Genomic DNA, 25908 nt, shown 5'->3' with positions numbered 1-25908 from the left:
TCGGCAAGCTCAGCATGACCGTTCTGATGAGTGCCGTTATTAGTGGCATTTGAAATAATCGAACGGCTCGCGGCAGTCGTTGCACTGGTACAGCGCTTTGCAGGAAGTAGAACCAAACTGGCTGACTAAGTGCGTGTTAGTAGAGTTGCAGAGCGGACACGGCACGGCGGTATCTTGCCCAAACAGCTTCAGCACATGCCCCATAGCTGTGTCATTCTGTGGCGGTGCGATGCCGTAGGCAGCTAGCTTTTCGCGCCCTGCCTGCGACAGCCACTGGGTCGTCCAGGCCGGGCTGAGTTGATTGTGAATGGTGAGCTTGCTGATACCTTCTGCCAGCAGCCGCAGCCGGATTTCGGTGGCAATGGTGTTCATGGCCGGGCAGCCCGAGTACGTGGGCGTGATGGTGATGTGCACCTCATTGTCTGCGATACGCACGCCACGCACGATACCTAGGTCCAGGATGCTGAGCACCGGCACCTCGGGATCCGAAACTTCTTCGAGCAGCTGCCAAATCTTAGCAGTTAGCTGTTGGCTGTTGGCTATTAGCTCGTTCATTATTAGTGTCTCGCAGTCAGGTATATCCAATATCACTTTGCAAACCAGCGGGTTGCAGTAACAGCTAACAGCTCAGGAGAAAGCTACCATTGCATACCGGGATAGGTGCGCTGCATGTATTGCAGCTCCGCCAGAATGTAGCCTAGGTGTTCGGAGTGACGGCCTTGCTTGCCGCCGAGCTGCACGGCTATTTGCTGCGGAACGGGTAGCGTAGCTTCGGCAAATACCTGCGCCACGTAAGCATCCAGGGTGGGCTGCAACGCGGTGTAGTTTGGAATAAGACCTAGGTCTTGCAAAGCTTTTTCAGTGGGCGTAGGCGTCGTAAGCTCGCCAGCATAGCGCCATAGTTTACTGATAGCCTTATCGATACGCTGTCGGCTCTCTTCGGTGCCGTCGCCGAGGCGGATGATCCACTCGGCGCTCCACTTGAGGTGGTACGCGGCTTCCTTCACCGATTTCTCCGCAATGGCGGCTAAGTGCTCATTGGGACTAGTTTGGAGCTGTTGGAGAAAATGGTAGTGAAAGTTATCAAACAAGAACTGACGCACCACCGTGTGCGCGAAGTCGCCATTAGGTTGCTCCACCAGCAGAGGGTTGCGGTAGTCGGTGGCTACGCGCAGGAAAGCTAGGTCGTCTTCAGTACGTCTGCGGCCTTCCAACTCAGCGGCGTATTGGTAGAGGCTGCGCGTTTCTCCCAACAAGTCTAGGGCAATGTTGGCCAAGGCTAGGTCTTGCTCCAGAATCGGCCCGTGTCCGCACCACTCCGACAGCCGGTGGCCCAGCAACAGACTCGTGTCGGCGAGTTGCAGAACGTAGTCAAACAGAAGTTGTCGCACTTCAGGCGAGTAGGCCGGCGCAACGGCTGCGTTAAGAGTAGCTTGCATAAGCATCAGATTTACATATGCTTAATGGAGTCCGGGACTTGGTAGAAAGTCGGATGCCGATACACTTTGTCGTTTGCCGGGTCGAAGAAGGCTGCGGCGTCATCCGGGTTTGAGGCGTGAATGTGCCGGGACTCTACCACCCAAATGCTAACGCCTTCCATGCGGCGCGTGTACACGTCGCGAGCGTTCTGGATAGCCATAGCTGCATCAGCAGCGTGCAGGCTGCCAACGTGCTTGTGGTCAAGGCCTTGCTTGCTGCGAATGAAGACTTCCCACAGCGGCCATTCGGATTGAGACATAAAGTGAGTTAGGCTGTAGAGACGCAATATCTTGCGTCTCGTCGTTGCTGATGTTGTTTATTTAGGCTGTTCCAGGCAGCTCGTTCAACAATGAGACGCAAAATATTGCGTCTCTACATTGTTCCGGTTAGCTAATCCTGGGGCAACTCTGCTTTCCGGGTTGGCCCGCTTTTGTGGATAGGTTCCTGGCGCTGTCGGCGCTTTTCAGCGTGGGCCAAGGCGGCTTCACGCACCCAGGCGCCTTCTTCCCAGGCGTCGACGCGGGCTTGGAGCCGATCGTGGTTGCAGAGGCCGTTGCCGTTTACCACTTGCCAGAACTCTTCCCAATTGACCTCGCCGAAATCATAGCCTTGCTTGGTTTCATTCCATTGCAAAGCTAGGTCGGGCACCGTGAGGCCCAGAAACTCGGCTTGCGGCACCATCATGTCCACAAATTTTTGGCGCAGCTCGTCGTTGGTGAAGCGCTTGATGCGCCACTGCATCGACCTAGCTGTGTTTGGCGATTCGTCGTCTTTGGGGCCAAACATCATCAGCGTGGGCCACCACCAGCGGTTCAGCGCCTCCTGGGCCATGGCTTTTTGCTCGGGTGCACCCTCGCACAGCGTCTGCATGATCTCGAAGCCCTGGCGCTGGTGGAAGCTTTCTTCCTTGCACACGCGCACCATGGCACGGGCGTAGGGGCCGAAAGAGGTACGGCACAGTGGCACCTGGTTCAGGATGGCCGCGCCATCGACCAGCCAACCTACGCAGCCAATGTCGGCCCAACTCAGGGTCGGGTAGTTAAAGATGCTGGAATACTTGGCTTTACCCGCGTGCAAGTCGGCCAGCATTTGGTCGCGGGAAGCACCTAGGGTTTCGGCTGCGCTGTAGAGGTAAAGGCCGTGGCCGGCTTCATCCTGCACTTTGGCCAGCAAGATAGATTTGCGCTTCAGCGACGGCGCCCGCGTAATCCAGTTGCCTTCCGGCAGCATACCCACAATTTCGGAGTGCGCGTGCTGCGAAATCTGCCGGATCAGCGTCTTGCGATACGCGTCCGGCATCCAGTCTTTCGGCTCAATGCGTTGGTCAGCATCAATGCGTTGCTGAAATAGCTCTTCCTGGGTGAGTTCTGCCGTTTCCATGCTGTGTTAACGAATTGCTACTAACAAACGTTAGTTAAAGGTAGGGAAAAGTTCTGGTAAGAGGCGCACACTGAGCGCCTCACCCCCTAGCCCCTCTCCGAAAAGGAGAGGGGCAACTAGCTTTTAGTTTTTAGAGCTAGCTATTTAAACTTAGACTAAATGCTAGTACTAGTTCCCCCTCTCCTTTTCGGAGAGGGGCTAGGGGTGAGGCGCCCGTAAGGTTCTCCTTTACTGGTCAAAATCCACGCACACCTTCTCCGACAGCGGCCTGGCTTGGCACGTAAGCACGTAGCCTTTCGCCACTTCTGTGTCCGACAAAGAGTAGTTCACGTCCATTTCCACCTTCCCTTCCGTCACGCGGGCTCGGCAAGTGCTGCACATACCATTTTTGCAGGAGTAAGGCGCATCGGTGCCGCTTTCCAGCAGCGCATCCAGGATGGTATCGCCGTAGTACGACATTTCCAGCACGCGCGTACTGCCGTCGAGCTGCACCGTTACTTGGCTATGCTTGTCGTCGTGGTTAGCCGGGCGTTGCGCCTGGCGTTCGGCCGACCTTTGCGTGGCGCTAGCCGAGGTAAACAGCTCAAAGTGAATATTTTCCGGCGCTACGCCAGTCTCCAGCAACGCGTCTTTTACCCCAAAAATCATCTCCTCCGGCCCGCAGATGAAGGCCTCATCAATCTCGTGAGGCGGAATGATCTTGTCGAGAAATAACCTAGCTTTTTGCTTGTCTAAGCGGCCGAAGAGCAGATCGGTGTCGCCTTGCTCGCGGCTCAGGACATGGTGCACACTCAGCCGGGCTAAGAACTTGTTCTTCAGCGCCTCAAGCGCTTCCTTGAAGATAATCGAGTTGCGGCCGCGGTTGCCGTAAACCAGCGTAACCTGACTATTGGGCTCGGTCAGCAGCACGGTTTTGATGATAGAAAACACCGGCGTAATGCCGCTGCCCGCCGCAAAAGCCACGTAGTGTTTGGCGTGTTCCGGGTGCAGCTCGGTGTAGAAACGACCCGCCGGCGGCATTACTTCCAGCTCTTCCCCAATACGCAAGCCACTGATTGCCAAAGCAGAAAAGCGACCTTCGGGCACTTTCTTGATAGCCACTTGCCACTCGCCATCCAATGGGCTGCTGCAAATGGAGTACGAGCGGCGTAACTCCTCGCCTTCGTGGTGGCGGCGAAACGTAAGATACTGCCCCTGCGTGAACCGGAACGTGTCGCGCAGCTCGGCGGGCACGTCCAAAGCTAGGGTCACGCAGTCAGGCGTTTCCTTGGCAATGCGCTTGATTCTAACCTTATAAAAGCGGCTCATGCTTTGTTCGTTTTTCGTTGCTCGTTGTTGGTTGGTTGTGCCTGCAAATGGTTGATAAGAACGTTGAGAACAGCTAGCTGACACGAACAACGAACAACCAAAAACGAACAACGAACCTGCTACCTGGCTAACCCATTCAGCAGAATGGTCATGATGTTTTCTTCCAGCTCCTCGGGCGAAACGCCACGGCCGGGGCGGTACCACAGCTCCACCCAGCGCACCGCCGACAGAATCGTGAACAGCGCCACCGACACGTTCACGGGCTGAAACTCGCCGGCCGCAATGCCTTGCTCGATGAGCGCCGCGAAGCCGCGCTCGTAGCGCTTGCGGGCTTCTTTGAATTCAGCCAACTTGTCGCCGGTCAGGTACTTCCAGTCGTTGTTGCCTACCGAAACGGCCGCGCCATCTTCCACCATCAGGTGGATGTGCAACTGAATCAGGGCTTTGAGCTTGTCGACGTAAGTGGCCTCAGTGTTTTCGATTTCCGTGAGGTGCGAGATGTAGGTGTTGGCCACGTAAAAACAGATCGTCTCCAGAATCTCGTCTTTGGAGCTGATGTGATTGTACATGCTGGCCGCTTCCATGCCCACCTGCGCCCCTAGGTCGCGCATCGAGGTGCCGGAAAAACCCCTCTCTTTGAACAACTTAGCTGCCTCATCCAGAATCAGCTGGCGTTTATTCGTTTTGACCTTTTTGACCATTTTCAAAGAAGTTAGGCAATGGGCGTTGTGGAGCACAGACCATTAAGCGCCGCAGATTTTTACCTGCCAATCGCGCCAGGTACTTGCTATATAAGACCAAAACGAGGTTAAATGTATCAGCTTTTACAAAACTAACAAACATTCGTTTAGTAGTAAGAAGTCGGTGAATCCACGCGCTGATAGCAGGCAACAAGCTGGTGTACCTAGGTTTGGGCGAGTAGCTAAAAGCTAGGTAACAGCACACCGTTAGATACTTTGTGCTGCTTTATAGGATTTATTTGTAAACAAAAAGGGTTATTTGTGAAATAAATGCAATTAATTTGTTGTTTAATAATAAACATATAAGCTCAACAAGGGCCTGAGCTACTGCTTTCTGAGGTTTGTTCGGCTTTTCAAACCCGATTAACTTCTGCGGGGCGTCCGGTATTCCTTTTAGCATAATTCAACGAAAGACATTCGCAGGCTGGTTTCTATTATGAAAAATATTCTGGCTATCGGACTCACGATAATTGCTTGGCTGCTAGCGGCTCACGTGGTGCAGCAGCTGTCTGTCATGTGGTTCGATTGGGTGCTGGTGGGGCAGCAGGGCCTAGCTTTCTGGGGGCGCCTGTTGCTGCTGATTATTCCGCACGCGCTAGCTTTTTTCTCTACGGGGTTCGTATCCCTGGCCGTCGCAGTAGCTAGCCCCGATTCTCGCAAAACGCTTCAGGTGCTCTGTCTGCTCAATTTTGCCTTCATGCTCAAGTGCCTGTTCATTGATCCAAAAGTCTGGCAAACCTGGTTGGCGATGGGCTCTTTCCTGGCAGGAACCGTGACCTGCGCCGCGCTCTTGCAGGTGGTTTCCTCTCCTAATGGTGAGCATAGTGATTGAAAATTCAGCCAGCTGAATCTGTAGATGGTAAACAAAACAGGCTCCTTAGAAGGAGCCTGTTTTTGTTAAATGCGCTTAAAAGGAAAGCTAGGGTATAACTTCAAATACCAGGAACTGGGAAATTGCGCTGCTGCTGAAATTATCATCAGATACCAGCACCAGCGAGCGGTGCCCGTTCGACAGCTTCGGGCCGAAGGTGAAGCCCTCGATGTTATCCACGCGGTTGATGCCGGTGGTGGCCACATCCAGCACCAGGCGCTTGCTCACGGTGGTGTAGCTAGTGCCTTGCAGGGTCATGTTCGATACGTCGGTGGCGCCGGTCAGATCAATCTCGTAGATCTTGACTGAGTAGTCGGGCGTAGCGCCCACGGCGTAGGAGCGCTCCATGGCCAGCAGCTTCGTGTCGGATAAAGCCAGCACTTCCACCACGCCGTTCAGGCGGAACTGGTCGCCGGGAATAGGCGCTTTGTGCACAGCCGCCAGCCGATAGGCATATTGCGCAATGGGTTGGCGCGTCGATTTATCGTACTTAATGATGCGGATAGGCGAGCCTTCCACGTTCACATCGGCGCGTGGACCATCCTCATACAAAGGCTCTTCCGAGGCCGTGAAGGTGTACTGTCCGTCGGGCGTGAACGACAGCCCCTCGAAGGAGCCGTTGGAGCGCGTGCCGTTTTCGGTGGCTTTTATCTGGAATATTGGTGGCACCAGATAATCGGCCACAAACGTGCCCTCGGTGGTGGATTCGCGCAGGAAAGGGCTGGTGAGCACCGGCGGGGCAACAGTCACGTTGCGCACGCCTTCGCTCGTCCAGACGATGTGCTTGGTGGCCGCATCGTAGCGAATACCCTCCGGGTCGATGGCGTTGTAGCGGTCGGCGGTGGCGCTGGGATAGTTGCTGCCGTCGGGGCGTTTCAGCGTCGTGACGGAGGTGAACGAGACGTCCGTGAAGCTGTTCTTGTCGAAAGCTAGCTTGGCGGTGTAGTAGCGCACCGGTTGCAGCGCCGAGGCGTCGTCGCACATAATGTAGTACGAATCGTTGTCGGCGCGGTAGTCGATGCCCGAAAAGCCACCGAGTGTGGTGCCGTTGTAGCTCTGCTGAAAGGGCACGATCTTTTCGCCGATAAACCGCAGCGATTTCACCCGAATCGAGAGGTCGAGGCCGGGTAGGGTGTCCTCGTCACAGGCCGTCACAAAGGCCGTGGTGCCGAGGGCGCACAAGGCAGCGGCAAGAGAGAAAAAACGCTTCATAAGGTTTGGTTGGGTTGAGGGTTTGGGAAAGAGAAACAGAAGGACGCGACAAAGAAAGAGAATTGCTGTAGCAGAGCGTATTATGAAAGTGTTACGCGTGCGCGCAGCACCCGAACCTAGGTGCGGCGCGCAGCGAAAGCAAGAATGCGAAGGAAGCGGGATAAGGTAGCACTTATCTTGTATCTTCTTCTAAATGGGCATGATACTTTAATTATGCTTTTACCTTTGCGGCCCGAATAACCTGTGGTTCATGCGCGTCGCTATTGTTATTAATACCTCCTGGAATATCTGGAATTTCCGGCGGAGCCTGGTAAAGGCCCTGCAAGCGGCCGGTCACGAAGTGCTGGCCATTGCCCCGCCCGACGATTACTCGGCCCGCCTCGAAACAGAGCTAGGTTGCCGCTTTGTCCCGATTCGGATGGAGAACAAAGGCACCAACCCGGTGAAGGATGCGCAGCTGACGCGCCGCTTCTACCAGGTGTACCGCCGCGAGCGGCCCGATGTGGTGCTGCAATACACCATCAAGCCCAACATCTACGGCACGCTGGCCGCGCGCATGGCCGGTATTCCGTGCGTGAATAATGTGTCGGGACTCGGTACGGTGTTTCTGATTCAGAACTTCGTGAGCCGGGTGGCTTTGCGCCTGTATCGGTTCGCGTTCCGCTTTCCGCACCGCGTGTTCTTCCAGAACGACGACGACCGGCAACTGTTTCTGCAACACCGCCTTGTGCAACCTAGCATCACCGACCTGCTGCCCGGCTCCGGCATCGATGTGCAGCGGTTCCAGCCCGCCGCTGCGTTTCAGCGCAACCAGCCGTTCACGTTTCTGATGATTGCGCGGGTGCTGTACGAAAAAGGCATTGAAGAATACTTCGAAGCGGCCCGGCTGGTGCGGGAGGCGGTGCCCGGCACGCGGGTGCAGCTGCTGGGCGGCATTGATGAATCGGGCAACATTGGCGTGAAGCGCGTGGTGTTTGAACAGTGGCTGCAAGCCGGCAACATCGAATACCTAGGTACGTCCGACAACGTGGCCGAGCACATCGGCCGCGCCGATTGCGTGGTGCTGCCTTCCTACCGCGAGGGCACGCCCAAAACGCTGCTCGAAGCCGCCGCCATGGGCAAACCCATCGTGACGACCGACGTGCCCGGCTGCCGCGAAACTGTGGTTGACCAGTACAACGGCTTGCTCTGCCAGGTGCGCGACGCCGCCGACCTGGCCGACAAGATGCTGCAAATCCTTCGGCTTCCGGATGAGGCCCTGCACGCGATGGGCAAAGCCAGCCGCCAGCTCGCCGAAACTAAGTTCGACGAGCGGATTGTGCTGGATAAATACCTGCGGGTAGTAGAGGAAGCAACGCAGGCTAGGCGGCCCGTTGCATCTAAGTAACTATTAGTCAGCGCTGCCTATAAAAGCTAGCTTTTTCAATTTCAGCTAATGGAGTTCAAGTATTTCGACCTGCCGGGCGTGGTGGAAATTGCCCCCCGTGTTTTCGGCGACGCCCGTGGTGCCTTCTTTGAGTCGTTCAGCGCCAGGCGCATGGCCGAGGCCGGTATCGTTGGCGAGTGGGTGCAGGATAACCAGTCGCGCTCCGATAGGGGCGTGGTGCGGGGACTGCACTTTCAGAACCCGCCGCACGCGCAGGCCAAGCTCGTGCGCGTAGCGACCGGCCGCGCCCTGGATATCATCGTGGATCTGCGCAAAGCCTCGCCCACGTACGGCCAGCACCTGGCCGTGGAGCTGGATGCCGAGCGCTACAACATGCTGTACGTACCCATCGGCTTCGCGCACGGCTTCACGGCGTTGGAAGACAATACGTTGTTCCTCTACAAGTGCACCGATTACTACGCGCCCCATGCCGAGGGCGGCATCCTCTGGAACGACCCGCAGCTCAACATCAACTGGCGCGTGACCAACCCCACTATTTCGCCAAAAGATCAGGTGCTGCCAACCCTCGCCGAGTTCGACAGCCCGTTTTAGAGTGGGATAAGTGAAAATCGTCTGTCATCCTGACGAAGTTAAACACTAAGCTCTCCTAAACGCGAAAAGCTCTTAACTAACCGTACTGGATAGTTAAGAGCTTTTCGCGTTTAGCTAGGTTGGTCGGGAAAAAGAGGGAGGTCCTTCGTGCCTCAGGATGACAACGATTTTTTACTCAGTTATTCTAGCAAAGCTACTCTTACACCAGCGGCAACAAGGTTTCTAAACCCATGCCGCGGGAGCCTTTGATGAGAATAAGCTGATCGTGAAGGTTTTGGATTTCGAGCCATTGAGCGGCTTCCGCTTTGGTGGCAAAGTAGAGCGCAGCGCTGGTAGCCGCCGCATTCTGCATTTCTTCCCCGACGAGCAAAACGGTATCAATCGGCAATTCAGCCAGGAGGCGACCTAGGTCAGCGTGTTCACGGCTGCTTTCCGGACCCAGCTCAAACATGTCTCCCAGGATTACCACTTTGCCCTGCGCATCCGTAGGCCGGGCGGCAAAGCTCCGTAAGGCTGCCGCCATGCTGCTCGGGTTGGCGTTGTAGGCGTCCAGAATTACACGGTTGCGGGCGGTTTCTACCAGTTGCGAGCGGTTGTTGGTGGGCTCATAAGCGCCTAGCGCAGTGGCAATAGCAGCGGTAGAAACGCCGAAATGAGTACCCACGGCGGCGGCGGCAGCTAGGTTCGGGAAATTGTAGTCGCCGGTGATTTGCGCTTCGGCCACCGTGCCGTCGAACAGACGCAGCACAATACGTGGCGCAGCGTTGAGCAACGTCGCGGGGTAGGTGTCACCTAGGTTCGGGTAGGTAACCTGCCGCGGCACTGGCGCGCCAAGGGTGGGTAGCTTCGGGTCGGTGGTGTTGATGAACGCCGTGCCGTCGTGGGCGGCCAGAAACTGAAACAGCTCGGCTTTGCCCTTCGCCACCCCTTCCTCGCCGCCAAATCCTTCCAGGTGCGCCTTGCCGATGTTGGTAATCAGGCCGTGCGTGGGCTCGGCGAGGCTGCTGAGTAGCGCGATTTCGCCCTGGTGGTTGGCGCCCATTTCCACAATGGCCAGCTCGTGCTCGTCGGGGCGGATGCTGAGCAGCGTGAGCGGCACCCCGATGTGGTTGTTGAGGTTGCCGCGTGTGTACTGCACCCGGTAGCGTTGGCTCAATACACTGTTAACCAGCTCCTTGGTTGTGGTCTTGCCGTTGGAGCCCGTAATCGCCAGCACCGGAATCGTGAGCTGGCGGCGGTGATACTGCGCCAGCTGCTGCAAGGCCACGAGCGGATCGGGTGCGTAGGTATAGCGGCCAGGGTCGGCGGCGGCCAGGTCTGGGTCGTCGACGACGGCGTGGCGGGCGCCCTTTTCCAACGCCTGCGGCGCGAAGTCGCGGCCCCGAAAGCTAGGTCCGTTCAGGGCGAAGAACAAGGTGCCGTCCTGGGCCTGCCGCGAATCGGTGCTGACGGCGGCGCACTGCTGGTAGTGGGCGTAAAGCGCCGCTACATCTTCCATAGAGTAACTAAGTAACTGAGTGACTGAGTAGCTAAATGAGCAAGAGTATACTAAGGCAACGTGTAGCTAAATTCGGGCGGGAGTTGTACCTGGGTTCTGTACTAGCGTGAACCATTTGGGCGTTCCTGTATTTACTAAGCGGAGGTCAGCCGCCGGCCGTCTTTTAGCCGTTCGTTTTCTTACCCTTTATCCCATGCTGCAACGATTACTGTTCCTGGTTTTTTTTCTGTCGCTTGGCCCCAATCTAGCTTCGCAAGCACAATCGGGGCAGCCGTTTGGGTGGCAGTTTCAGGCGGCGGCAAAAGTAGTGCACGGCGCCGATACCTTGCGCAACGCCTGGGCCGGTGGCTTCAACTCGCCGCAATTTTCGACTATTGACCTCAACGGCGACAACCAGCCCGACTTGTACGTATTCGACCGGCTTTCGCAGCGCTCTGTCGCCTACCTTAATGTAGCGGCTGACAACGGACGTGCGTGGAAGTTGGCCCCCGAATATGCCGCTTTATTTCCAGCTGATCTGCAAGGCTGGGCGCTGCTGCGCGACTACGACTGCGACAATCGACCCGATCTGTTCACCGCCGCGCCAGGCGGCAATATCCGGCTGTTCCGGAACGTGGCGAGCGCCAGCGGACAACCCACTTTTCAGCTCGTAAACGAGCAGCTTTCCTTCTTTAATACGCAGAATAACAGTGGCAACATCCTGACGGGTAGCGCCAACATGCCCGACATTCGCGACATCAACGGCGATGGCAAGCTCGACATTATCACTTTCGATTGGATTTCCAGCTCTACTGTGGAGCTGTACCTAAACAACAGCGCGACCTGCGGCGGGCTAAGTTATCGGCAGGAAACGCCCGTGTGGGGGGGGCTGTACGGCTGCACGGCCACCTGCACCGAGTTTCTGTTCGGCAACGTTTCGTGCCGGCCGGGTCAGGTTAACCACACCAGCGGCCGCAACCTGCTGGCCATCGACCTCGACGGCGACGGCGACCAGGACGTGCTGACCGGCCGCGACTACTGCACCGAGCTGGTCAGCCTCACCAACCAGGGCACGGCGCAGCTGGCGAGCATGTCGCCCAGCAGCGTGAATACGAATTTCCCCACGGGTTCCACGCCTATTCGCATCACCAATTTCCCGGCCGCTTACTCCGTGGATGTAACGTTCGATGGCCGCCCCGACTTGGTAGTAGCACCCAACCTGTACGACAACCAAGATACCGTCGACTCGCGCCAGTCGGTGGCTTTCTACGAAAATACCAGCGCCGGCACGAGCCCGAGCTTCGCCTTTCGGCAGTCCGATTTCCTGCAACGCGACATGATTGAGGTCAGCGAAGGAGCCGCGCCGGCCCTGGGCGACCTGGACGGCGACGGGCTGTTGGACATGCTGGTGGGCAGCACGAGCCGGGCCAATGCCAACGGCCGCTACCGTTCCTCGTTGTACTATTATCGCAACGTGGGCACGCGCACCAAGCCAATCTTCAAGCTCATCAGCACCGACTACCTAGGTTTGGCAAGCCGGCACTACGTGGGCCTAAAGCCAGTGCTCGTCGATCTGAACCACGACGGCGCGCTGGACCTGGCTTTTTCCACGGCTATTCAGAATCAAAACAGCATTTTCTACGTGCTGAACACAGCCGCGGCCGGGCAGCCTGCTGCCTTCAACGCTGGTGCGGCCGTGGCCATTACGGGTTTGCCCAACCGCCTCTACGACGCGCCCTGCTTCACGGATGTGGATGGCGACGGCAACGTAGATTTGCTGCTGGGTACTAATAGTAATACGTCCAGCTTTCCGGGTTATTCGCTGCGCTACTATCGCAACACGGGCAGTCAGCCCCTGGGTCAGGCTTTTACGCTGATTAATAACGATTTCGGGCAAATTCGCACGGCCGATACCTTCCAGCCGCGCCCCGTGAACCTGCACCCCACCGTTGCCGATTTCGACGGCGACGGAACCCCCGACCTGCTCACGGCCGACGCGTCGGGCGAGCTGCGCTTGTTCCCGAATTACCGGGCGCAGTCCGGCGCCTTCACGGCCCGCACGGATGTGGTGTATAATCCCGTAATGGCTCAGTACCAGAGTGCTAGGCTAGGTACGGGTCGCTCATCCCCAGCCGCCGCCGACCTCAACGGCGACAACGTGCCGGAGCTGCTGATCGGGCTGGAAACCGGCGGCATCGTAGCCCTGACGGCGCGCGACAAGGTGCTGGCCGCTGCGCCCGCCGCTGCCGCCGCTTTGCCGCTGAGCGTGTACCCGAACCCCGCCACAGCCACCGCTACCATAGAAGCTGCCGAGCCAGTCCGCGCCACGCTGCTCGACATGATGGGGCGGACCGTGCGCGTGCTGTCCACCCTGGCGCGCCAGCACACGCTGGACCTAGGTGGGTTAGCAGCTGGCGTTTACGTGGTGCGCTGCGAAACGCAGAAGGGCGTAACGGCGGTGCAGCGGCTGGTAGTGCGCTAACGTACTACCAGCCGCCCCGCAACCTAGGTCAGGTCAGGAAAGCGTGAAGGGATCGGCATCCTGCAACGCCGGAAAGCGGGACCGGAAAGCCTCTAGGTCATCGCGGCGCAGCAGGCGCGTGATGCTGCTTTCCTGGTTGCCAACTTCAACTAGGTACTCGCCCCGCATGTCCAGCAGGGCCGAATCGCCGGCATAGGAAATGCTGTTGCCATCCACGCCCACGCAGTTGACGCCAACTGTATACGCTAGGTTTTCGATGGCACGGGCGCGGAGCAAGGTCATCCAGGCGGTGCGGCGCACGGCGGGCCAGTTAGCTACGTACAGGAGCAGGTCGTAAGGTGCCTCGGCCGAGTTGCGGCTCCACACCGGAAAGCGCAGGTCGTAGCACACCAGCGGACAGATGCGCCAGCCCCGCCATTCTTCTACGAGGCGCTCAGTGCCAGCACTATAGGTGTGGTGCTCGCCGGCCATCGTAAACAGATGGCGCTTGTTGTAGTAGCTCAGCGAGCCATCGGGGCGCACCCACAGCAGGCGATTGTAGTAGTGGCCGTGCTCATCAACGATGATAATGCTGCCGGTGACAACGGCATCATGGCCGGCGGCGACCTCACGCATCCAGCTGATGGTAGGACCGTCCATTTTTTCCGCCATCTGGGGAGCTTCCATCGTGAAGCCCGTCGTAAACATCTCCGGTAAAATAATCAGATCAGTAGCAATGGAGATCTGGCCGATATAGCGACCCAGCTCCTTGCGATTAGCGGCCGGGTCGTGCCACTGTAAAGCTGCTTGAATAAATGAGACGGTGAAATCAGGCATCTAGGTGTGGTAGTGGACGTGAATTATTCTGGCAACATAGTAAAAATTTGATAAAAAAAACTAAAATAATGCAATAAGTATGAATCGATTTTACATCTGCCACTTGACCGTTGAGTACTAGATAGATATGAACATATGAATTTACGGGATTAGGCCGAGAACAAGCCAGAATGATGGATTCAGACCTAGCTTAGAGCCGCTGAAGCCGCTCAGCGGCGGCCACCAACGTCTCATCGCGCTTGGCAAAGCAGAAGCGAATCAGGCCCTCGCTCTGGCCATGATGATAGAAGGCCGAAACCGGCACCACGGCCACGCCGGCTTCGCGCGCCAGCCGGCGAGCAAACGTAAAGTCGTCTTCGGCGGAGAGCTGATTGTAGCGAGCCAGCTGGAAGTAAGCTCCCGGCGCCGGCAGCAGCTCGAAGCGGGTAGCGCGCATCAGCTCCGCAAACAAGTCGCGCTTATGCTGGTAGAATGCAGGCAGCGCCTGGTAGTGAGCAACATCCGCCAAAACATCGGCCAGCGCGTGCTGGGTGGGGGTGCTGACGCTGAACGTCAGGAACTGGTGCACACGCCGCAGCTCGGCGGTAAGCGCGGGCGGCGCAATGCAATAGCCCACTTTCCAGCCGGTTGCGTGGTAGGTTTTGCCAAAGGACGACAGCACGAAAGCCCGTTCGGCCAATTCCGGCTGTTGCAGCACGCTATGATGAGCTTGCTCGTCGTACACCATGTGCTCATACACTTCGTCGCTGAGCACCAGCGTAGCCGTATCACGCAGTAAGGCAGCCAGCTGACCTAGGTCTTCGGCGGTGAGAACCGCGCCGGTCGGGTTATGCGGCGTATTAAGCATCACCAGCCGGGTGCGGGGCGAAAGAGCCGCGGCGACCTGGTCCCAATCGGGGCGAAAATCGGTGGAGCGCAAAGGCACGTACACCGGCGTGCCGCCCTGCAAGCGGATGGCCGGTCCGTAGAGGTCGTAAGCCGGTTCCAGCACCAGCACCTCATCGCCGGGCCGCACTACTGCCGCCAGTACCGCGTACAGGGCCTCCGTCGCGCCGCTCGTAATAGTAATTTCGGTGCCTGGGTCTGGCGCGGGCACCTTGTAAACCTGTGCCGTCTTCTGACTAATCAGTTCCCGCAGACGCAACAGCCCCGGCATGGGCGCATATTGCTGGTGCCCGCTGATGCGAGCATGACGGGCCAGCGCTTCGGTCAGCGCCTGCGGCGGATCATAATCCGGAAAACCCTGGGCTAGGTTGATGGCGCCGCACTCGGTGGCTAGCTGCGTCATCACGGTAAAAATGCTGGTGCCTACATCGGGAAGTTTCGAGACAAGCGGCGGCAAAGGCATAGGAGGGGCTAGGTATAGGCTGTGCAGATGCGAATGTAGCGCGAAGCGCTGCTTCGCGTATCGACGGACGATTGCATCAGCAAGACCTAGGTGCTGGTCGTTCAGCGATACGCGAAGCAGCGCTTCGCGCTACACATATGCTACAGCGGGTTCTTCAACTTGTCTTTGAAGGCTTTCTGAAACTTCGCCACCTTAGGCTCCGACACATGCTGGATGTAGCCCTGATCCGGGTGCAGGCGGTAAAATCCCTGGTGATAGTCCTCGGCGGGCCAGAACTGCCTGAAGGCCACAACCTGCGTGACGATAGGATCAGGATAGTGCCCGGAAGCATTCACGCGCTTGATCGTGGCTTCGATTTCCTGCTTTTCCTTTGGCGTGCGGTAGAAAGCCACCGAACGATACTGCGGGCCTACGTCGGGACCCTGGCGGTTCAGCTCCGTGGGGTTATGGGCGCCCAGGAAGAACACGTCGAGCAGAGTCTGGTAGCTCACTTGCTTGGGGTCGTAGTACACCTGCACCGATTCGGCGTGCCCTGTGTTTTCGCTGCCCACCTGCTCGTAGCTAGGTTTGGCCACGGTGCCGCCCGAGTAGCCGGATACTGCCGCACGCACCCCGCGCAGCTCCTCAAACGTTTCTTCGCAGCTCCAGAAGCAGCCGCCGGCAAAAGTGGCTACGGCCAGCCCTTGCAGGTTGGTGGGCGCACCGCCAGCCGTGGAGCGAACAACCGTTTGAGCATCAGAGGAGGATTGGGCGCACCCCATGACCAGCAGCAAGCTCAACAGGTATATTTTCAATTTTATCATGTCCGTTGAAAAGGATGAGCAGCGATGTACGAAATTGGAGGCTATCTGGTCGGACCTAGGTCTGTCAGGCATTATTAGCTAGTACAGTTACGTTCCCATTTTGGGTCAACATCGCTGTGTGTTTTACAAACACGAAAGATTGTAAAAAAGATCTTGAAGGGATGATGCTGATTTAGAGTCAATTATTTGTTTGGATAGTCATCAGCAAACCTAGGTTGGTGAGCTGGCTTGTATCCTATTTTGAGCTTTTACGTAAGGCGTTCAAGTTGTAAGCTCCACTGCTTACTGAAATTGGCTGCCCAATCTTCTTATTATTATACTCCGCGCTCCGCCTACACATCTGCTTGCTTGTTTATGTTTTTACGCACCTTATTACAAAGCCCTACTATCCAAATCAGTTTTGACCACAAAAATGATTGGTTATACGCAGAATGGATCGGGGACCAAAACTTGGAATCCGTTCAGGAAGGCTGCTTGCAGATGCTGGATTACATGAAGGCCGAGCGTTGTCATAAAGTCTTAAATGACAACAGCTTGGTAACCAGCATGTGGTCGGATGCCGCCGAGTGGGGCGGACGAACATGGTTTCCGGCCATGATGGAGGCCGGCCTGGAATACTTCGCCTGGGTGTACTCGCCCAATATCTTCAGCCGCCTTTCCACAGATTTAACGATTCAGCACACCACGCGCCCCGTCGTGCTGACCTTCGACAATATCGACACTGCAAAAGCCTGGCTGAAGCAGATGTGATTTCCATTTATCATTTAACAATTAACATCTACCAATTGCCACTGCACAATCGACCTAGGTGCGCAATAGTGCTTGATAACTGTTAAATGGTAACTGTTAACTGAAAACTGATCAATGTAGCGGGCGCTTCTTGACCAGGCCGCCTTTCGTGTCTCGCACGCTGTGCATTACGACAAAGGCTTGGGGGTCAATTCGTTCGATTTCATCAGTGAGGCGTGTGACTTCCAGGCGGGTCGTGACGGTGAAGATAATGTCGAGCGTGTCGAGTTCGTCGGCGCGGGAGCCGTAGCCGCGCTTACCAATGTAGAGCGTGGCGCCACGACCTAGGTCTTCGGTTATCATCTTGCGAATGGCCTCGCTCTTGGGCGAAATAATGGTGACGCCGGTGTATTCCTCAATGCCTTCGATGATGAAGTCCATGGTTTTGGCCGCCGCCAGGTAGGCTAGAATGGAATATAAGGCCGTTTCGATAGACAGCAGCAAGGCCGCCACGCCAAAGATGGCAATGTTGATTACCAGCACGACGTCCCCGATGGAAAGCGGGGTTTTTTTGCTGATAAATACCCCCAGAATCTCGGTGCCATCCAGCACGGCCCCGCCCCGAATCGTGAGGCCGATGCCGGCACCCAGGAAGAATCCGCCGAACACAGCGCTGAGTAGCTTATCGCTGGTAAGCACCGGAAAGTGGCTGATCAGCAGCACCAACGCCAACCCGGAGATGGTCAGCAGCGTGCGTAGCGCAAATGTCCGGCTGATCTGAAAGTAACCGAGCACCACGAACGGGATATTGAAAACCAGCAGCAGCAGCGGCAGCGGCAGCTTCGTGAGCTGGCGTGTGAGCAGGGAAATGCCGGTCACGCCGCCATCAATGAAATCATTCGGCAATAGGAAGCTTTCCAGCCCCAGGGCGGCCGAAAAAACACCGGCTACCAAAAAACAAATCTGAAGAATCTGGCGCCGGGCCCACGCTTTGGGTTCAGTGCTTAAGGTAGGTACTTCGTTGACGGTAGACGCGGGCGGAACAGGAGGTGTCGGTTGGATCAAATGAATGTAGAAAAGCTAGGTGAAGGGCGAAGGCGCCACGGAAAAGCTAGATCTTCTTAAAAACGCATGCACTGCTAATCAGTTGCAACTGGCTCCCCGGCTCCTCTACCAGCGGCAGCACTGGTAGAGCTACGGGCATCGTTCTTGTAAAATATCTATCGGTTTTGTGCAATTGAATGCCGCGCTTATGTGTCTCCGCTCACTACACACCGCATCCTACCTTACGGTTTCCTACGACTACGTCAACAAGTGGCTTTATGCTGACTGGCAGGAACAGCAAAGTCCGGCAACCGTGCAGGCCGGTAGCGAGCTGCTGCTACAGTGTCTGAAGGACAAGGAATGCCACAAGCTCCTGACTGATAACACACGGGTGCTGGGCTCCTTAACAGCTGCAAGTGAGTGGGTTAAATTAAATTTATTTCAACAGCTAGCTGATATTGGGGTAGCTTACATCGCCTGGGTTCACTCGTCTAACTGCTATAGCCGGTACACCGCCGACTTTATCCTACAGCAGGTCGATAGCCCAATTGTGGCTGCGTTCAACGACCTGCCGGCGGCCTACGCTTGGCTCCAGCACTGCGATACGTACCGTTGCCTGAACGCCTCGTAATCGCCCGGTTCTGTGTCATTGTGGGATAAATTTCCCAAGGTGCAACACAAAAGGCGCCTGCTCTGATCAGCAAGGACGCCACAAACGAGCAACCAAAAATTTTTAAGCGGCAAGTCGCGTAAGAGAAAAACCGCCAGCATACCTAAGAGCACTTTTCTCTTCCCCTAAAAGCAGCAGAGGCGCGACTTCCGTCCGCGCCTCTGCTGCTGTATTCTTAGATCAATGGGGTTACTGTATGGCCTCGAAGGTAGCTCGCGGTGCAGCGCCTTCTTTATCAAATAAGCTTAGCGTAGAGCCATCCAGCTTGTAGTAGGTGCTTTGCTCTAAAGCAGTTAGGTAGTGCAGCTCCATGCTCATGGTGTTGCCGTCGCACTTGATCAGCGTCTTAATGACCTTGGTTAAGGCCATCAGGCGAGTGCCCAGGCTGTGCGTAAAAACGCCCACGTAGCGCCGGCTGCCCGCCTTCTGTGCACTACCGCTAGTGGAGCGCAGCAGCCGCGCCGTGGCATCATCTGCCTGAAGGGAAATCGGCACCGTCGCACCGTCCAGCGTCCGTAGCACCCAATGCTGCGCCAGCGGGTTCGACCGGGCCGCTGTGGGTGCGGATTCGGCCTTCGGGCTGTAGCTGCTCAGGAGCAAGCCCAGCGACAGAAACAAGCAGGAGAATAGACGTAGGTAAATAGGCATGGCATCTAAGTAAGAATAAAACAAGCCCCGGTAAAGATGATTTTTAGGTGGCTATAAAGGTTGCAGTGTAACAGTGTGATTAGTGAAAATAATTCTAAGCGTCTGAAAGATAGTGGCTTATTTTCATAAATAAATTGCTAAGTACTCTTGGTTAGTTGATAAGATGGCTAATTGGCGGACGCGTGTAGCTACACTATTCAGGCGGTTTGCTACTTCGTTGGGCGCTTCTAAACTCATAAATATAAAGGATGCCGGCTGGAATACGCGGCTAAATGCCTCCGGCCTTTGAGGAAGAATTAGCTGGTGCGGTTGTGCGGGGTTTGGGCTATTTTGCCAGCGTGAATTTCTGCCCGTTGCTCTCTCGTTTTTCGCTGGTGGCGCTGCTGCTGGCCAGCTTGCCCGTCTGCGCTCAATCGCTGCCGGTGCTGGACCAAAACCCGGCTTCGCTGCGCTGGTACCAATTGCGCACGGCGCATTTTCGGGTGCTTTATCCCACTGGCTTTGAGGCCAGAGCGCAACGCACGGCGCAACGCTTAGAGCAGGTGTACGCCCCGGTGAGCGCCACGCTGGAGCGGCCGCCCCGCCCAATTCCGCTGCTGCTGCAAAATCAGACAACAGTGAACAACGGCTTCGTTACGATTCTGCCGCGCCACTCCGAGTTTTTCACCACGCCGCCCCAAGACCCATTCTTGAGCGGCACCCTCGACTGGCTCGACCTGCTCTCGGTGCACGAGCTCCGGCATGTGGTGCAGTACGATAAGGGGTTGCAGGGCCTGTCCAAAGTTGCTTACCAGCTCTTTGGCTACGGTGGTTTGGGGGTAGCGGGCCTAGGTCTGCCCGACTGGTTTGCCGAGGGTGATGCCGTGGGCACCGAAACCGTCCTGACCCGCAGCGGCCGGGGCCGCATCCCGAACTTCGACCTAGGTTTTCGGGCCAATCTGCTGGCTGGTAAACGGTTCAGCTACCCGAAAGCGGTGGCCGGCTCCTACCGCGACAACGTGCCGAACCATTACGTGCTCGGCTACTTCCTGACGACCAACCTCAAGTGCACCAACGGCGCCAATGCCTGGAGCCCGGTGCTGGACCGCTACTACAACTTTCCAGCGTATCCGTTTTCGTTCTCCAACAGCCTGCGCCAAACCGCGGGCCTGCGGGTAGAGGAGCTGTACCAGCGCACCCTCACCGACCTCGACTCGCTGTGGCGGGCACAGCAGCGCAACCTGCACCTTACCGAAGCCAGCCCGCTGGCGGTGCAGCCGGAGCGGGGCGTTTTCACCGAATACCAATATCCGCAGTACGTGACTGACAGCACGGTATTGGCCGTGAAAACCGGGCTGGGCGATATTTCGCAGCTGGTGCTGCTGAGCCGGCGGGGCAAGGAGAAGCGCGTGTTCGTGCAAGGCTTGGTGAACAATCCGGAGATGCTGTCGGTGGGCGGCGGGAAGGTGTGCTGGCCGGAGTTCCGCTACGACCCGCGCTGGGGGCAGCGGGTGTTCTCCGAAATCCGGCTGCTCGACCTAGGTAGCGGCCACCTCACGCACCTGACCCACCGCACCCGCTACACCGCCGCCGCGCTTTCGCCCGACGGGCGTAGCCTCGTGGCCGTGCGCACCGATTCGGCCTACCAGCACCGGCTGGTGCTGCTGGATGCCAAAACTGGCCAGGTGCGCAAAGTGCTGGCTAACCCCACCAACGACTTCTACCAGCAGCCGCGCTGGCGCGCCGACCTGAACAGCGTGGTGGTAGTAGTGCTAAAACCAGGTGGTAAAACGCTGGAACTCATTGACACGGAAACCGAACAGCACCAACAGTTGCTGCCGGTAGCCAACGAAAACCTGAGCCATCCACAGCCCTGGGGTGACTACGTGTTCTACAATTCGCCGCGCTCAGGTATTGATAACGTGTATGCTCTGGACACCCGCTCGGGCCGACAGTTTCAGGTAACGTCGCGACCGTTGGGTGCCTATCATGCGGCGGTGGCACCGGGTGGGCAGCAGCTGGCTTTCCACGATTTTCGGGCGGAAGGAGCGCGCGTCGTGACGATGCCGCTCGAGCCCAGGCAGTGGACGCCAGTGCCGGCCGCAGCGCCCGCGCCAGTTTCCTACGCCGAGCCGCTGGTGGCCCAGGAGCCGGGCGCGGCGCGGGTGCGGGCCGGCCTGCCCGATTCGGTAGCGCCCAACCTAGGTGCCACCCGCTACCGGCGGTTGCAGCATCCGTTCAACGTGTACAGCTGGGGGCTGGTGCAGGCGCCATCGGGGCAGGCCCTGACCCTGGGCGTACGGTCGCAGGATCTGCTGAACACCACCCAGGCCGTGGTAGGAGCGGGCTACGACCAGACCGAGCGCGTAGGCAACGTATCGGCCAACCTAAGCTATCAGGGCTTGTTTCCGGTCTTCGATGTGATGCTGCAACACGGAGGCCGCCAAACCTCGGCCCCCATCGACCGCAACCTACCCGTCGATAGTGTGCGCACCGACCGTTGGCAGTACACGCGCCTCACGGCCGGAGCGCGGCTGCCCCTCAACCTAACCCGCTCGCGCTATCTGGAAGCCTTGAACCTAGGTACTTACTACAGTGAAGAGCAGGTACGGGGCTACGATCTGCCGGTGCGCTACCGCGATGAGGTGGGCTTTGGGCGCAGCCTGCACGTCGTTACCTACAGTCTGTCGTACGCGCGGCAGTTGCTGCAAAGCAAGCGCGACGTGGCACCGCGCTGGGCGCAGTCGTTGAGCGCGTCGTGGCGCACCACGCCGTTTGCGGCGGGTTTGCAAGCTAGCCAGTGGGCGGTGCAGGGTGGCCTGTATGTGCCGGGGCTGTTGAAGCACCATGCCGTGCGGCTGCGCGGCGGCTACCAGCGCCAAAGCCGCGAGTCATACCAGTTTGGGGCAGCTGTGTTCTACCCGCGTGGGCAAGGCTATGTGAGCTTCGACCGGCTGCGCACGGGCAGCATTGAGTACCGGCTGCCGGTGGCCGATATGCACTGGGCGCTCGGGCGGTGGCTATACGTGCAGCGGGTGAAAGCCGCTGGTTTTCTGGATGTAGCCGATGGGCAGAACCTAGGTCAGCCGACGCAGCACTACCGCACGGCGGGGCTGGATGTCACGTTTGTTTTCAATACCCTGCGTTTGCGCGTGCCATTCGAGGCGGGTACGCGCACCATCTACAACCAGCGCCTGGGCACCTGGGAAGTGCAGCCGTTGGTGCTGGATATCGGGTTTTAGGGCGTGCCGCGGAGCTATTGCCTACTCAGTAGTGGCGCTAGGAAAGCCGGGAATCCAGCTAACCTAGGTTGATACAACCGCTCAACAAAGCAGCACCAGCCGATGAGTAGACAGCTCAACCGTACCAACTGACCTTCTGGATGTTGGCCTAAATAGAAGTAACCGCGCTTGCAACTTCTACTGCGTAAGTGAGTATGAAGTAAGGTTTCCAACTACTACGCCAACCACCAACCCTCCATGAAACCTACCTTATATGCAGCAGTGCTCCTGCTGGTGAGCTTGCTCGGCGGCTGTTCGCCGGCTGTAACCGTACAGCAGAAAGCAGGCGTCGACTTCACTAAATACCGCACCTACGACTGGGGCAAGATGGACGTGAAAGCGGCCAACTCTCAAAATCCCATCTACAAAAGCAGCCTAAACGACGAGTTGATTCAGAATGCCATATCCAGTGAGCTAGGCAAGCGCGGGCTGCGCCGCGCACAAGGCAATGCCAAACCCGATTTATTCCTGGCCTATCACGTCTATATTGAGGAAGCAGAGCGCACCGTCGCTAACCCGCCCGCGACCGGCTATGCCTATCCCTACGCGTTTTCGTATCGGGGTGCTTTCTTTCCCGTCAATTACGGCTACTGGTACGGCCCGCCCATGTATAACACCGGCTACCGCACCGAGACCTACAAGGAAGGCACGCTTATCCTAGATTTCATCGACTCGCGGAGTCGGAACCTAGTGTGGCGCGGCTCCGTAGCCGACGACGTGAACAACCCGGCCAACATCGGTCCGGAGTTCGCCAAAGCGGCCAAGGAGATTCTGGACAAGTTCCCGATCGAGAAGCAGTAAGCAGCCCAGTGAAAAGCTAGCTATAAAAGGAAAAGCCGTCCGGTAGTGGGCGGCTTTTTTGTGTGTCTGGGTAAAGCTCCACGGCAGCGTTCACCCTATATTCATCCGAAATTTTCTTATTCATTCTCTCTTTATTCCTATTGGCTTTTATGCGACGTTTTCGTTGGCTTACCCTAGGTTTGAGCGGGTTACTGGCCCTGCTGATCAGTGCCGGCTTCCAGATTCCCGAGGACGATTTTTTGCAGCGGGCGGCGGCCCAGCTCGCCGGTTTTTACCAGGCGCGTTACCCCGAGAAAAGCTACGTCCACCTCGATAAGCCGGTGTATGCCCTGGGCGAAACGATCTGGTTCAAGGCTTACATGGTCGATGCTTCGCGCCACCTGCCCGATACGCTCAGTACTGTGCTGTACGTGGATTTGCTTTCGCCGCAGAATCGCCTCGTGACGCAGCGCGTGCTCAACTTGCAGCAGGGCACCGCCAACGGCGACTTCATGCTGGATGATACCCTGGCCCAAGGCGTGTACACAGTGCGGGCCTATACCAGCTGGATGCGCAACGCCGCGCCGGGGTTTTTCTTCTCGCGCCGCATTGCCGTGTGGCGCACCGACCCGACTGCTGCGCCGGCCGCGGCCGCAACTCGCCGTAAGAAAACGGCGCCGGAAGTCGCCGCGCCGCCCACCGTCGCCCGCCAGCCTGATGTGCAGTTCTTCCCCGAAGGCGGTACGCTAATCGCCCAGATGGATAACCGTGTGGCCTTCAAAGCTACCGACGCTTACGGCCATGGCATCGACGTGACGGGCATGGTGAAGGATGAACAGGGTGCTGACGTGCTGGCTTTCCGAAGTCAGCACCTAGGTATGGGCAACTTCTTGCTGAACCCCGCGGCCGGCAAGCGCTACCAGGCCACGGTGAAGCTGCCCAACGGTACGGTGGCCGTGTATCCGTTGCCGGCGGTGCAGCCAGAAGGAATGTCACTTAGTGTTAGTGAGATAGGTGATTACCTGAACGTGACGATCCGGCGGCGGACGCTGGCCGGCAACGCGCCACCCGAGGCTATTATGCTGCTGGCGCACGTTCGGGGCGTGCTTGGCTACGCGGGTCGCGGCCAGATCGACGATTCGAAAGCATTTACGGCGCGGGTACCGAAAAGCAAGTTCCCGACGGGCATTGCGCACTTCACCTTGTTTAACGCGCAGGGCGTGGCGTTGGGCGAGCGGCTCGTGTTTGTGCGCAATACCTCTGGCCTTCAACTGAAAATCACGCCTTCAAAACCTAGCTATGCGCCCCGCGAAAAGGTGGACCTGGCCGTAGAAGTGCGCGACGCTAGCGGACAGCCCGTGGCCTCCCAGCTTTCGTTGGCCGTGAATAGCGCGCAGGCGCTTGCCATCAATCCCGACGCGCACAACATCCTCGCCGACCTGCTGCTTACGTCTGATTTGCAGGGCTACGTGGAAAATCCGGCCTATTACTTCCAAGACAATGTGCCCGAGGCGAAACTCGCGCTGGATAACCTGCTGATGACGCAAGGTTGGCGCCGCTTCGTCTGGAAACAGCTGCTGGCGAATACGTTTGACCCCAACCCGTTTCCGCTGGAGCGGATGCTGAGCCTCAGCGGCCAGGTGCTGAACGATGGCAAGCGGCCCATTGCCAAGAGCGACGTCGCCCTGATTATATCCAGCCCGGATCGGGGCTTCGCCAACGCCACTACCGACCCCGACGGACGGTTTTTGTTTAGCGGGTTTAGCGGGCGCGACACCACGCAGGGCATTGTGCAGGCCAAAGGCACCAAGGGCAACCGCAGCCCCGTCGTGAAGCTGGTAGAGCGCGTAGCACCGCTGCCTACCACGCCGCTACCTAGGTTGATCAGTCCGCAGCCCGAAATAGCGGAGTACCTACAAGTCAGCAAGAAGCAGCAGGCCGCCGAGCGCCGGTTTCGCATGGATACCACCAAAACCATCATGCTGGGCAACGTGACGGTGAAAGGTCAGAAAACGACGCAGCAGGACTCGCGCAAGCTCTACACGAACGCCGACGCTACCATCAAGCTCAGCGACATCCCCGCCGCGAGCAGCTACATCAACATCCTGCAAGTGCTGCAAGGCCGGGTGGCCGGCCTGACCATCACCGGCAACGGCTTCGATATGCAGGCCCAGATCCGGGGGCAAGGCTCGCCGCAGTACCTGCTGGATGGCGTGCCGGTTGATAACAGCATCGTCAACTCCCTCTCGCCCACCGATGTGGAGTCGATAGAAGTGCTGAAAGGCGCCTCGGCTGCCATCTATGGTAGCCGGGGTGGGGGCGGCGTTATTGCCATCTATACCAAGCGCGGCAACCCCAAGTACGACTACTCCAAGGACCCCATACCGCCGCGCATGGCCTACGTTCGGCGGGCAGGCTTCTACCGGGCCCGCGAGTTCTACGTGCCCCAGTACGACGGCTCGGCCAAAGCCCCTACGCGCCCCGACTTCCGCAGCACCACGCTCTACTGGAACCCTAGGGTAAGCACCGACGCCAGCGGCACCGCCCACCTGTCCTTCTACTGCTCCGACGCGAGTGGTAGCTTCACAGTGTCTATGGAAGGATTGTCGACGACCGGCACGCCCGGCCTAGGTTCCAGCAGCTTTACGGTGAGATAAGATGTTCCAGTGGTTCGCCTCACCCCCCAGCCCCCTCTCCGAAAAGGAGAGGGGGAGCCATTCGTCTGAAGTGTTGAATGAGAAGGGTTGAAGGTTGAGTTAAAAAGGTCACTTAAAACTGAAAACCTAGGACTTCTCACTTTTTACGTCAGGCTCCCCTTCTCCTTCTCGGAGAGGGGGCTGGGGGGTGAGGCGCCCCACTGGAACGACCCTTCACAAAACAAAA

At 57.6% G+C, this 25908-nt stretch carries 22 protein-coding genes; 9 read left to right on the top strand and 13 right to left on the bottom strand.

The window, feature by feature from the left end; translation table 11 throughout:
- Positions 1-39: 39 nt before the first annotated feature.
- From paaD to IEX74_RS03785, 6 genes are all read right to left on the bottom strand, one after another.
- Positions 40-555, bottom strand: coding sequence for a 1,2-phenylacetyl-CoA epoxidase subunit PaaD (gene paaD, locus IEX74_RS03810; protein ID WP_188811069.1), 516 nt, complete (start codon positions 553-555; stop codon positions 40-42).
- 83 nt (positions 556-638) lie between these two features.
- Positions 639-1439, bottom strand: coding sequence for a 1,2-phenylacetyl-CoA epoxidase subunit PaaC (paaC, locus tag IEX74_RS03805; RefSeq protein WP_188811067.1), 801 nt, complete (start codon positions 1437-1439; stop codon positions 639-641).
- 11 nt (positions 1440-1450) lie between these two features.
- Positions 1451-1738, bottom strand: a complete 288-nt coding sequence (gene paaB, locus IEX74_RS03800; protein WP_188811065.1) for a 1,2-phenylacetyl-CoA epoxidase subunit PaaB — start codon at positions 1736-1738, stop codon at positions 1451-1453.
- Between the two features lie 131 nt (positions 1739-1869).
- Positions 1870-2859: a 1,2-phenylacetyl-CoA epoxidase subunit PaaA gene (gene paaA / locus IEX74_RS03795; RefSeq protein ID WP_188811063.1), complete on the bottom strand. Its 990-nt coding sequence runs from the start codon at positions 2857-2859 to the stop codon at positions 1870-1872.
- A gap of 228 nt (positions 2860-3087) precedes the next feature.
- Positions 3088-4167: a 1,2-phenylacetyl-CoA epoxidase subunit PaaE gene (paaE, locus tag IEX74_RS03790; RefSeq protein WP_188811061.1), complete on the bottom strand. Its 1080-nt coding sequence runs from the start codon at positions 4165-4167 to the stop codon at positions 3088-3090.
- Positions 4168-4286: 119 nt separating this feature from the next.
- Positions 4287-4868: a TetR/AcrR family transcriptional regulator gene (locus IEX74_RS03785; protein WP_188811059.1), complete on the bottom strand. Its 582-nt coding sequence runs from the start codon at positions 4866-4868 to the stop codon at positions 4287-4289.
- 475 nt (positions 4869-5343) lie between these two features.
- On the opposite strand from IEX74_RS03785, the gene IEX74_RS03780 reads away from it, so the two are divergent.
- Entirely contained in the window at positions 5344-5739 is a 396-nt protein-coding gene (locus IEX74_RS03780) for a hypothetical protein (RefSeq protein ID WP_188811056.1), read from the top strand.
- 87 nt (positions 5740-5826) lie between these two features.
- Here IEX74_RS03780 and IEX74_RS03775 read toward each other — a convergent pair whose 3' ends face one another.
- Positions 5827-6990: an esterase-like activity of phytase family protein gene (locus tag IEX74_RS03775; protein ID WP_188811054.1), complete on the bottom strand. Its 1164-nt coding sequence runs from the start codon at positions 6988-6990 to the stop codon at positions 5827-5829.
- A 250-nt stretch (positions 6991-7240) separates the two neighbouring features.
- Here IEX74_RS03775 and IEX74_RS03770 point away from each other — a divergent pair, with 250 nt between their 5' ends.
- Positions 7241-8377: a glycosyltransferase family 4 protein gene (locus IEX74_RS03770; protein WP_188811052.1), complete on the top strand. Its 1137-nt coding sequence runs from the start codon at positions 7241-7243 to the stop codon at positions 8375-8377.
- A 48-nt stretch (positions 8378-8425) separates the two neighbouring features.
- Positions 8426-8968, top strand: coding sequence for a dTDP-4-dehydrorhamnose 3,5-epimerase (gene rfbC / locus IEX74_RS03765; protein WP_188811050.1), 543 nt, complete (start codon positions 8426-8428; stop codon positions 8966-8968).
- 199 nt (positions 8969-9167) lie between these two features.
- Here the strand turns inward: rfbC and IEX74_RS03760 are convergent, their stop codons facing one another.
- Entirely contained in the window at positions 9168-10466 is a 1299-nt protein-coding gene (locus tag IEX74_RS03760; protein ID WP_188811048.1) for a UDP-N-acetylmuramoyl-tripeptide--D-alanyl-D-alanine ligase, read from the bottom strand.
- Positions 10467-10659: 193 nt separating this feature from the next.
- Between IEX74_RS03760 and IEX74_RS03755 the strand changes: the two genes are divergently transcribed.
- On the top strand, positions 10660-12927 hold the full coding sequence (locus IEX74_RS03755; RefSeq protein WP_188811046.1) for a T9SS type A sorting domain-containing protein: 2268 nt from the start codon (positions 10660-10662) through the stop codon (positions 12925-12927).
- Positions 12928-12960: 33 nt separating this feature from the next.
- Here the strand turns inward: IEX74_RS03755 and IEX74_RS03750 are convergent, their stop codons facing one another.
- The 3 genes from IEX74_RS03750 to msrA all read right to left on the bottom strand — a co-directional run bounded on the left by IEX74_RS03750 (position 12961) and on the right by msrA (position 15894).
- Positions 12961-13743, bottom strand: coding sequence for an amidohydrolase (locus IEX74_RS03750; protein WP_188811044.1), 783 nt, complete (start codon positions 13741-13743; stop codon positions 12961-12963).
- Between the two features lie 190 nt (positions 13744-13933).
- Positions 13934-15091, bottom strand: coding sequence for a methionine aminotransferase (locus tag IEX74_RS03745; protein ID WP_188811041.1), 1158 nt, complete (start codon positions 15089-15091; stop codon positions 13934-13936).
- Positions 15092-15231: 140 nt separating this feature from the next.
- Positions 15232-15894 carry a peptide-methionine (S)-S-oxide reductase MsrA gene (gene msrA, locus IEX74_RS03740; protein ID WP_188811039.1) on the bottom strand — a complete coding sequence of 221 codons (663 nt, stop codon included), beginning with the start codon at positions 15892-15894 and terminating at the stop codon, positions 15232-15234.
- Between the two features lie 492 nt (positions 15895-16386).
- Here msrA and IEX74_RS03735 point away from each other — a divergent pair, with 492 nt between their 5' ends.
- Positions 16387-16644 (top strand): hypothetical protein, encoded by a 258-nt coding sequence (locus IEX74_RS03735; RefSeq protein ID WP_229755103.1) that lies wholly within the window; start codon positions 16387-16389, stop codon positions 16642-16644.
- A 111-nt stretch (positions 16645-16755) separates the two neighbouring features.
- On the opposite strand, the gene IEX74_RS03730 is transcribed toward IEX74_RS03735, so the two are convergent.
- Positions 16756-17688, bottom strand: a complete 933-nt coding sequence (locus IEX74_RS03730) for a YitT family protein (RefSeq protein ID WP_188811035.1) — start codon at positions 17686-17688, stop codon at positions 16756-16758.
- A 187-nt stretch (positions 17689-17875) separates the two neighbouring features.
- Between IEX74_RS03730 and IEX74_RS03725 the strand changes: the two genes are divergently transcribed.
- Positions 17876-18298 carry a hypothetical protein gene (locus IEX74_RS03725; protein ID WP_188811033.1) on the top strand — a complete coding sequence of 141 codons (423 nt, stop codon included), beginning with the start codon at positions 17876-17878 and terminating at the stop codon, positions 18296-18298.
- A 228-nt stretch (positions 18299-18526) separates the two neighbouring features.
- On the opposite strand, the gene IEX74_RS03720 is transcribed toward IEX74_RS03725, so the two are convergent.
- Positions 18527-18985 carry an META domain-containing protein gene (locus IEX74_RS03720; protein WP_188811031.1) on the bottom strand — a complete coding sequence of 153 codons (459 nt, stop codon included), beginning with the start codon at positions 18983-18985 and terminating at the stop codon, positions 18527-18529.
- A gap of 272 nt (positions 18986-19257) precedes the next feature.
- Here IEX74_RS03720 and IEX74_RS03715 point away from each other — a divergent pair, with 272 nt between their 5' ends.
- The 3 genes from IEX74_RS03715 to IEX74_RS03705 all read left to right on the top strand — a co-directional run bounded on the left by IEX74_RS03715 (position 19258) and on the right by IEX74_RS03705 (position 25682).
- Positions 19258-22206: a TolB-like translocation protein gene (locus IEX74_RS03715; RefSeq protein WP_229755102.1), complete on the top strand. Its 2949-nt coding sequence runs from the start codon at positions 19258-19260 to the stop codon at positions 22204-22206.
- Between the two features lie 237 nt (positions 22207-22443).
- Positions 22444-23046 carry a DUF4136 domain-containing protein gene (locus tag IEX74_RS03710; protein ID WP_188811029.1) on the top strand — a complete coding sequence of 201 codons (603 nt, stop codon included), beginning with the start codon at positions 22444-22446 and terminating at the stop codon, positions 23044-23046.
- A gap of 149 nt (positions 23047-23195) precedes the next feature.
- Entirely contained in the window at positions 23196-25682 is a 2487-nt protein-coding gene (locus IEX74_RS03705; RefSeq protein ID WP_188811027.1) for a TonB-dependent receptor plug domain-containing protein, read from the top strand.
- The last annotated feature ends 226 nt before the right edge of the window (positions 25683-25908 follow it).

It is taken from the genome of Hymenobacter cavernae (genome assembly GCF_014641455.1).
GTDB lineage: Bacteria > Bacteroidota > Bacteroidia > Cytophagales > Hymenobacteraceae > Hymenobacter > Hymenobacter cavernae.
This window is presented reverse-complemented; position numbering and strand designations above follow the sequence as displayed.